The organism is Sulfuricurvum sp., from assembly GCF_028681615.1.
GTDB lineage: Bacteria > Campylobacterota > Campylobacteria > Campylobacterales > Sulfurimonadaceae > Sulfuricurvum.
Genome location: NZ_JAQUHV010000004.1, coordinates 187,463 through 194,939 on the forward strand (window position 1 = coordinate 187,463; position 7,477 = coordinate 194,939).

General features: G+C 44.1%; 8 protein-coding genes and 1 rRNA gene. 3 read left to right on the forward strand and 6 right to left on the reverse strand.

The window, feature by feature from the left end:
* Positions 1-22 precede the first annotated feature (22 nt).
* Genes aat through PHE37_RS06980 form a run of 4 tightly spaced genes read right to left on the reverse strand, consistent with a single transcriptional unit; the run spans position 23 to position 4,439 of the window.
* Positions 23-700, reverse strand: coding sequence for a leucyl/phenylalanyl-tRNA--protein transferase (gene aat / locus PHE37_RS06965; RefSeq protein WP_299994267.1), 678 nt, complete (start codon positions 698-700; stop codon positions 23-25).
* Positions 697-2,877 carry an ATP-dependent Clp protease ATP-binding subunit ClpA gene (gene clpA / locus PHE37_RS06970; protein ID WP_299994269.1) on the reverse strand — a complete coding sequence of 727 codons (2,181 nt, stop codon included), beginning with the start codon at positions 2,875-2,877 and terminating at the stop codon, positions 697-699. The genes aat and clpA overlap by 4 nt, the downstream gene beginning before the upstream one ends.
* A gap of 2 nt (positions 2,878-2,879) precedes the next feature.
* A complete protein-coding gene (locus tag PHE37_RS06975) occupies positions 2,880-3,179 on the reverse strand; it encodes an ATP-dependent Clp protease adaptor ClpS (protein ID WP_299994271.1) in 300 nt (99 codons plus the stop codon).
* Between the two features lie 21 nt (positions 3,180-3,200).
* On the reverse strand, positions 3,201-4,439 hold the full coding sequence (locus PHE37_RS06980; RefSeq protein ID WP_299994273.1) for an aminotransferase class I/II-fold pyridoxal phosphate-dependent enzyme: 1,239 nt from the start codon (positions 4,437-4,439) through the stop codon (positions 3,201-3,203).
* 50 nt (positions 4,440-4,489) lie between these two features.
* Here PHE37_RS06980 and bioD point away from each other — a divergent pair, with 50 nt between their 5' ends.
* Genes bioD through PHE37_RS06995 form a run of 3 tightly spaced genes read left to right on the forward strand, consistent with a single transcriptional unit; the run spans position 4,490 to position 6,965 of the window.
* Positions 4,490-5,143, forward strand: a complete 654-nt coding sequence (bioD, locus tag PHE37_RS06985) for a dethiobiotin synthase (RefSeq protein WP_299994274.1) — start codon at positions 4,490-4,492, stop codon at positions 5,141-5,143.
* Between the two features lie 17 nt (positions 5,144-5,160).
* Positions 5,161-6,030: an aspartate carbamoyltransferase catalytic subunit gene (locus PHE37_RS06990; RefSeq protein ID WP_299994276.1), complete on the forward strand. Its 870-nt coding sequence runs from the start codon at positions 5,161-5,163 to the stop codon at positions 6,028-6,030.
* On the forward strand, positions 6,030-6,965 hold the full coding sequence (locus PHE37_RS06995) for an aminodeoxychorismate synthase component I (RefSeq protein WP_299994278.1): 936 nt from the start codon (positions 6,030-6,032) through the stop codon (positions 6,963-6,965). The genes PHE37_RS06990 and PHE37_RS06995 overlap by 1 nt, the downstream gene beginning before the upstream one ends.
* Here PHE37_RS06995 and PHE37_RS07000 read toward each other — a convergent pair.
* Positions 6,962-7,204 (reverse strand): helix-hairpin-helix domain-containing protein, encoded by a 243-nt coding sequence (locus PHE37_RS07000; protein WP_299994280.1) that lies wholly within the window; start codon positions 7,202-7,204, stop codon positions 6,962-6,964. The two genes, PHE37_RS06995 and PHE37_RS07000, sit on opposite strands and share 4 nt — an antisense overlap.
* 161 nt (positions 7,205-7,365) lie before the next feature.
* A 5S ribosomal RNA gene (rrf, locus tag PHE37_RS07005) occupies positions 7,366-7,477 on the reverse strand; the annotation flags it as partial.

Sequence of the window (7,477 nt, forward strand, 5' to 3'; positions counted from 1 at the left end):
GAAGAGTATAAGTAAAAAAACCTTAAACGTCTCTCACATTCCAACGATCGGCATCAATTTGTTCTGCCACTGTTTTAAGATGCTCCAAAAAAGTCTCTCTTGAGACTTCTTTTGCACCCAAACTTTTGAGATGATTCGTCGGAACCTGACAATCGATAAAAGAGTACCCCCAACTGCTCAAATGTTCAATCAGTACGGCAAAAGCGACTTTGGAAGCATCGGATACTTTGGCAAACATCGATTCACCGCAAAATACCCTTCCCACACTCACACCATACAATCCACCGACTAAATTACCGTTTTGATATGCTTCGACACTGTGTGCATACCCAAGTGCGTGAAGCGTTTCATAGGCTTCTATCATCTCAGGCAAAATCCAACTCCCCTTCTGCCCGCGTCGAGGCGCTGCACTGCATTCTCGTATGACCTGAGAAAAAGCCGAATCAAACCGGACTTCAAACTGTGGTATTTTTTTACGTAAAGAGCGGCTTATTTTAAATTCATCCAGCTCCAATATGAGTCTAGGATCGGGTGACCACCAGAGGATAGGGTCTCCCTTGCTGTACCAAGGGAATATGCCCAAACGGTACGCCATCATTAAGCGTGAAGGTGAGAGATCGCCGCCATAGGCTACGATTCCCTCTTTGGATGCATCTGCAGGATTAGGAAATGAGAGGTGATAGGTGAGTTTTGGAATCATTCAGCATATTCAAAAACAAGGTGATCCGTGTAATCGACAAAAACTTTTCCTCCGTGCACCAAACGACCGAAGAGCATCTCATCTACCAATGAATCTTTGATTTTCTCAGAGATAACGCGCCCTAGAGGACGAGCCCCCATCGCTTTGTCATAACCGATTTTAGCAATATACGCTTTTGCTGTATCACTAAGAGCCACACTCACTTTTTTAGGTTTAAGCTGTACATTGAGCTCGCGAATGAACTTATCAACAATCCCCTCTACAACATTCATCGGTAATGCCGCAAACTCAACGACTCCGTCGAGCCGATTACGAAACTCCGGAGTAAAGAATGATTTTAACGCTTCATGCCGCGAAATTGAACTGTCTGCATTGAATCCCATCACATTCCGCTCTGTAGCTCCGATATTTGAAGTCATCACCAATACGACATTCGAAAAATTGGCTTTAAATCCTGTGTTGTCGGTGAGTGTCGCACTGTCCATTACCTGTAAAAGAACATTGATCAAATCGGGATGCGCTTTTTCAATTTCATCAAGCAGTAACACCATATAAGGGTGTTTCCGAACCGTTTCGACCAGCAATCCCCCCTGCTCAAATCCTACATATCCCGGAGGTGCCCCGATAAGACGGCTAATAGCGTGTTTTTCCATGTATTCGGACATATCGAACCGCTCGAAATAAATTCCCAATGTCTGCGCCAATGATTTTGCTAATTCTGTTTTCCCTACACCCGTTGGACCGGAAAAGAGAAAGGATGCAATCGGCTTATGTTCAGCACTCAAACCGGCATAGGAACGTTTAATCGACTTGACCACTTGGGTAACGGCATGATCCTGTCCGATAACAAGTGCTTTCAAATCCGATTCCAGCGAAGAGAGTTTTTCGCGTACGTCCGTTCCCATTTTCGACGTAGGCACTCCCGTCATTTTCGAGATAATCGCTTCAATATCGTGCGGGGTAATCGTAATCCGTTTATGGGTTTTAAGATGAAACGATGCGCCTGCTTCATCAATCAAATCAATCGCAACATCCGGCAAAAAACGGTCGGTAATGTATTTTTTGGAGAGCTCAACCGCAGAACGAAGCGCTTTGTCGGTATATTTGACTCCGTGATGTTTTTCATACCGTTCTCGAAGCCCTTTGAGGATTAAAAAACTCTCTTCATCCGAAGGTTCACCCACTTCGATACGGGCAAAACGGCGGCTAAGGGCACGATCTTTTTCAAAAACGCTTCGGTACTCCGCATGGGTTGTTGCCCCCATACATTTCAAAACGCCCGAAGCAAGAGCCGGCTTGAGCTGATTAGAGGCATCCATACTTCCGCCGCCGACAGCTCCGGCTCCTACAATCGTGTGAATTTCATCGATAAATAAAATAGCATTCGGATGTTCGGCCGCCTCATCCATCACCGCTTTGAGCCGTTTTTCAAAATCTCCGCGGTATTTGGTTCCGGCTAGCATTGCACCCAAATCGAGAGCAAAAATTTCGGCATTTTCCAAGAGTTTAGGGACATCACCGGAGAGGATCCGCAATGCCAGCCCTTCGGCAATCGCCGTTTTTCCTACACCGGGTTCACCGATTAACAGAGGATTATTTTTTTTACGGCGGCACAAAGTCTGAATGGCACGTTCGATCTCATTGACCCGTCCAATAACCGGATCTATTTTACCTTTACGCGCTTGAACGATCAAATTGATCGAGTACTTTTGGAGAGCACCTTCATTTTGAGATTCATCTTGCGCCGCATCCATGTCCCGATGTGAGATTGCTTCAAGCACATCGACACGACTGATTCCATACTCTTCAAGTAACATACACGCATAGGTATGATGCTCTTCATAGACCGCCGCGATGAGATCACCTACATCGGCATACTCTTTTTGCGCACTTCGTACATGATGCATCATTCCATCGATCATTCGTGCCAATGCGACTGTCTCAAAAGGATCTTGTTCCGCATCATCCGGCAGCGGTTCCATCGTTTGCATCAAATATGCGCCCAACGCTTCACGTATATGCTCCACATCCGCACCGCATGATTTGATTATGGCCTCGCCGTCGGGTGAGTTGAGAAGTGCCAACATAACGTGTTCAATGGTTAGATATTCATGACGCTGATGTCGTGCAAATGCGATCGCTTTTTGAAAAATTGCATTCAGTTCCGTACTTACCATGGTTATGCTTCCTCCATTATCGCTTTTAGGGGAAATCCGTTTTCTCGAGCCAATGTCCCCACTTGATGTACCTTTGTTTCGGCAACTTCAAACGGATACACTCCGCATAAGCCACGCCCTTTTTGATGTACTTCAATCATGATAGCGTGAGCTTCCTGAAAATTTTTCCGAAATAATTTCATCAAAATTTCAACGACAAAATCCATAGACGTGTAGTCGTCATTGAGCAAAAAAACATTATACTGTTTTGGATGTTCCACCAAAAGATCTAACTGTGTCGAATGTTCGTGTTTTGTAGCCATACGCAACTATACCTTATCTTTTTAAAGGTTTGCCGCGTTTACAAAGTCAGCAATAATCGCTTCAGCACTTTCCAAGCCAATCGAAATACGGACAAGCCCGGGTGTGATCCCCAAAAACTCACGTGTCGCCTCATCAAAATCGCGATAAATCGTTGATGCCATGTGCAGTCCCAATGTGCGGCTATCACCGATATTTGCCGTGATAGTCATCAGCTTAGAGCGATTTAAAAAATCAAAAGCTCTCTCTTTACTTCCCATATCGATCGTCAGAATCGTTCCGCATCCGTTTGAAAACTGACTTAGATAACGTTCATGATGGGGATGATGCGGCAAACACGGATGATTGATGCTGAATCCTTTTTCCATAAGAGCTTTAGCCACCGTTTCAACCGTTGTAACAATCCGATCCATACGTAACGGCAACGTCTCTAATCCCAACATCGTCAGGTAGCTTCCAAATCCGTTTGCCGACATTCCGAAATCACGTAATGCCCGTTTTTTAGCATTGGCTACCAATGCCATGGACCCTATCTTTTTGATAAATGGATGAACATCGCGATAACGCTCCGTTTTAAACTTATCTTCACCCTCGGCAATTGCGCGGAAAATCACGGCACCGCCCAGTGCGGATGCATTTCCCGTGATAATTTTAGTCGTTGAATAAACAACAATATCGGCCCCCAAGGCTATCGGTGCAACACTCAGCGGAGTAATCGTATTATCCACCATCAAAACAACCCCGTAACGATTGGCAATCTCAGCAATTTTTGAAATATCGGGAAGGCGCATATTCGGGTTACCGACACTCTCCAAAAAAATGATTTTGGTAGCCGTATTGATTGATTCTTCGATCGCTTCCAATGCATCCACGTCAAAAAAGTGGGTTGTGATTCCAAAACGCACCAACGTCTCTGTAAAATACGAATACGTCCCTCCGAAAAGGCCGCCGATGCTGATAATTTCATCGCCGGCTCTCAAAAGACTCAACGTTGCCATTGCCGTGGCTCCCATACCCGAAGAAGCTGCAACTGCACCGATTCCGCCATCCATAGAAGCTAAAATCTGTTCCAGCTGAGCCGATGTCGGATTACCGACACGTGCGTAAAGCGGTTTTTTCACAGATCCGTCAAATATCCCCTCGCCTGTTTCGCTGCTGCCATATCCGAAAGAAGCCGAATTCACCATGACCGGACTGACCGGCCCCTCTTTTTTCCCGACTTGCTGGACTATACGTGTTGTAAACTCTTCAAAGCGATTCATCATCAAACCTATATTAAAATTGGACAATTATAACCAAAAAGGCTCTCTCCTTGTCTAAACGAATTTTCGTAACCGCAACCAACACCAATATAGGAAAAACTTTTACATCACAGCTTCTCATCGGAGCATTCAGCCGTATGGGGCTGCGTGTTGGCGTCTACAAACCGATTGAAACCGGTGTTACAACTCTTCCGGCGGATGGAGAAGCCCTTTTTCAAACCGCACTCTCTTTTAATCCTGAATTGGCCTCTTTATCCATAGACGACATCGTTACCCTTCAATTTCCCCTGCCTGCTGCCCCTTTTGTCGCCAATAAAGGTGAAAAAATAGATTTAAGCCGCTTTGATACAGCGCTAGCAAAAATCGAAGCGTTGTGCGATATTATCATTATCGAAGGAGCAGGTGGATTAATGGTTCCGATCGATGACGAAAACATGATGATCGATTTACCCCGACATTTCAATGCAGCAACATTCTTAGTGACCCATTGCAATCTCGGCTGCATCAATGACACCCTTTTAAGTATCAATGCACTTGAAAATGCTGCATTACCGTATGTATGGGGCCTGAATTGCCGATCTGAAGATACAAGTTTTGAAACCGTTTCACTCCCTTATTTTAGCCATCGCTTTAATCCACTCTTCCTAATCGAGAAAGATATTGATGCCATTGCCAAAGCACTTTTAGATACAATATCATCATAAATATGAGGGGACAAACTATGAAACATCTTATCCGTACAGACGATTTTACAACAGAACAAATACTTCAAGTACTACAGGATGCGGAACACTATTTAGGGGGACAATTTGACCCAATCCTCAAAGAAAAGATTATCATTACCCTCTTTTTTGAAAACTCGACCCGAACCAAAAGCTCTTTTGAAATTGCGGCGAAACGTTTAGGTGCCGAAGTCGTTCATCTCGATGTTCAAAAAAGCTCTACCCAAAAAGGGGAAAGTCTCGTCGATACGGCAGCCAATCTTGATGCAATGGGGCCTCATGCGATGATCGTTCGTCATGCCCATGCAGGTGTTCCGAATATCCTTGCCGAACACACTCACGCTTCGATCATCAATGCCGGTGACGGTGCCCATGCCCATCCGACGCAAGCACTCCTCGATCTCTTTACCCTCCGCCGCCATTTTGGTGATGTAAAAGGGAAAAAAATCGCTATCGTAGGGGATATCAAAAATTCCCGTGTAGCCAACAGCAATATCGAGCTATTGACCCGTTTTGGCATGGAGATTACCCTCGTTGCGCCGCCCCACTTCCTTCCGGACAGTCATCTTCCCATGACTCATAATCTCCATGATGTGATCGATAATGTTGATGCCATTATGAGTCTGCGTACCCAGACTGAGCGTCATTCACATCAAACCTACGGTTCACTCAAAGATTATGCCAGTGACTTTTGCATTACCCAAGAACTGGTCGGAGATCGTGATGTAATTCTCCTTCATCCAGGACCGGTGCATCGCAATATCGATATCGATGATATGATGCTCAAAGACCCTCGCTGCAAAGTATTGGAACAGGTACGCAACGGCGTTGCAATCCGCATGGCAGTTCTCAAAGCACTTATAGCCTGATGTATCAACGTTTCACTGAACTCGTATCATCGGGAGTGAAGTGTTTCTTTTATACTGATTTCGCTGGAGGGCATCTCCAGTGTTTTACACTGGAAGAGCTTGAGTGCGAAGATATTGAGTTTGCCTTCAACAGTGAAATCGACAATACAAATTTACCGCATAAACCACGTCACACTCCTATTTCATTTGAAGACTACCGTCAAAAATTCGAAACTGTACAAAACCATATTCGTAACGGAAATACGTACCTCCTGAATTTGACACAACCGACACCGCTAGAATCAGATTACACCCTAAAACAAATCTATACCATGGCACATGCCCCCTATAAAATGCGTGTCAAAGATCAGTTTGTCTGTTTCTCGCCTGAACCCTTTATTACGATTAAAGAGAATACTATCCATACTTACCCTATGAAAGGGACGATAGATGCATCCGTTCCCGATGCCGTAAATACAATCCTAAATGATCCAAAAGAGCTGGCAGAACACACCATGATCGTCGATCTCCTGCGCAATGATTTGGGCATAGTGGCAAAAGATATTAAAGTTAAAAATTTCCGCTTTATAACCACGATTGATACCGGTAACAAAAAATTGCATCAGGTGAGTTCACATGTATTCGGAACATTGAACACAAACTGGAAAGAAAAAGCAGGAGAATTGCTTCGACACCTATTGCCCGCAGGAAGTATCAGCGGAACACCAAAACGTAAGACGGTAGAAATTATAAAAGAGATTGAAGGGTATGATCGTGGATATTTTACCGGAGTATTCGGATATTTCGATGGTGAGAATCTCTACAGCGCAGTTGCAATTCGTTTTATAGAAAAGATTAACGGCAATCTCATCTATAAAAGCGGTGGAGGCATCACTGCTGAGAGCAATGTGACAAGTGAATACTCGGAAATGATCGATAAGATCTATATACCTTAACGTATCGTCACTTGCGGCTTTAATTTTTGGACTGTTTTTGGTCCAATACCATTGACATTCACAAGTTCATCCACACTTTTAAAGCCTCCGTGGGCTTTTCGATATTTAATAATTTCCTGAGCTTTAGAAGGACCTATCCCATTAAGAGTTTGCAATTGTGCTGCGTTGGCTCTGTTGATATTAACCGCACTAAAAGCTAGTGTGATCAAAAGAAAGAGAAGTGCAACTATTTTAACCATTTTTAACCTTTATACATAAAATAATATATTGTAGCTTGAATGTTAAAAAAAGTCAAAAAAATCAGTAAAATGTTTTTGGTTGGGTGGTAAACGATTGATTTGTTGATTGAAAAAGGAAGGTATTAATTGAGAAGAGGGAATTAATTAAGAGTAAATCTGAGGCCAGGCGGCGACCTACGTTCCCACACCTGAAAGATGCAGTATTATGAGCGATGAGGGTCTTAGCTTCCGGGTTCGGAATGGGACCGGGCGTTTCCCCCTCTCTATAGCCAC

What these genes read in the sequence shown, in the direction of transcription:
- PHE37_RS06995 (WP_299994278.1), top strand. Translation starts at nt 6,030, where the DNA reads ATGTATCAACGTTTCACTGAACTCGTATCATCGGGAGTGAAGTGTTTC.
- aat (WP_299994267.1), bottom strand. Translation starts at nt 700, where the DNA reads ATGATTCCAAAACTCACCTATCACCTCTCATTTCCTAATCCTGCAGAT.
- PHE37_RS07000 (WP_299994280.1), bottom strand. Translation starts at nt 7,204, where the DNA reads ATGGTTAAAATAGTTGCACTTCTCTTTCTTTTGATCACACTAGCTTTT.
- PHE37_RS06980 (WP_299994273.1), bottom strand. Translation starts at nt 4,439, where the DNA reads ATGAATCGCTTTGAAGAGTTTACAACACGTATAGTCCAGCAAGTCGGG.
- clpA (WP_299994269.1), bottom strand. Translation starts at nt 2,877, where the DNA reads ATGGTAAGTACGGAACTGAATGCAATTTTTCAAAAAGCGATCGCATTT.
- PHE37_RS06975 (WP_299994271.1), bottom strand. Translation starts at nt 3,179, where the DNA reads ATGGCTACAAAACACGAACATTCGACACAGTTAGATCTTTTGGTGGAA.
- PHE37_RS06990 (WP_299994276.1), top strand. Translation starts at nt 5,161, where the DNA reads ATGAAACATCTTATCCGTACAGACGATTTTACAACAGAACAAATACTT.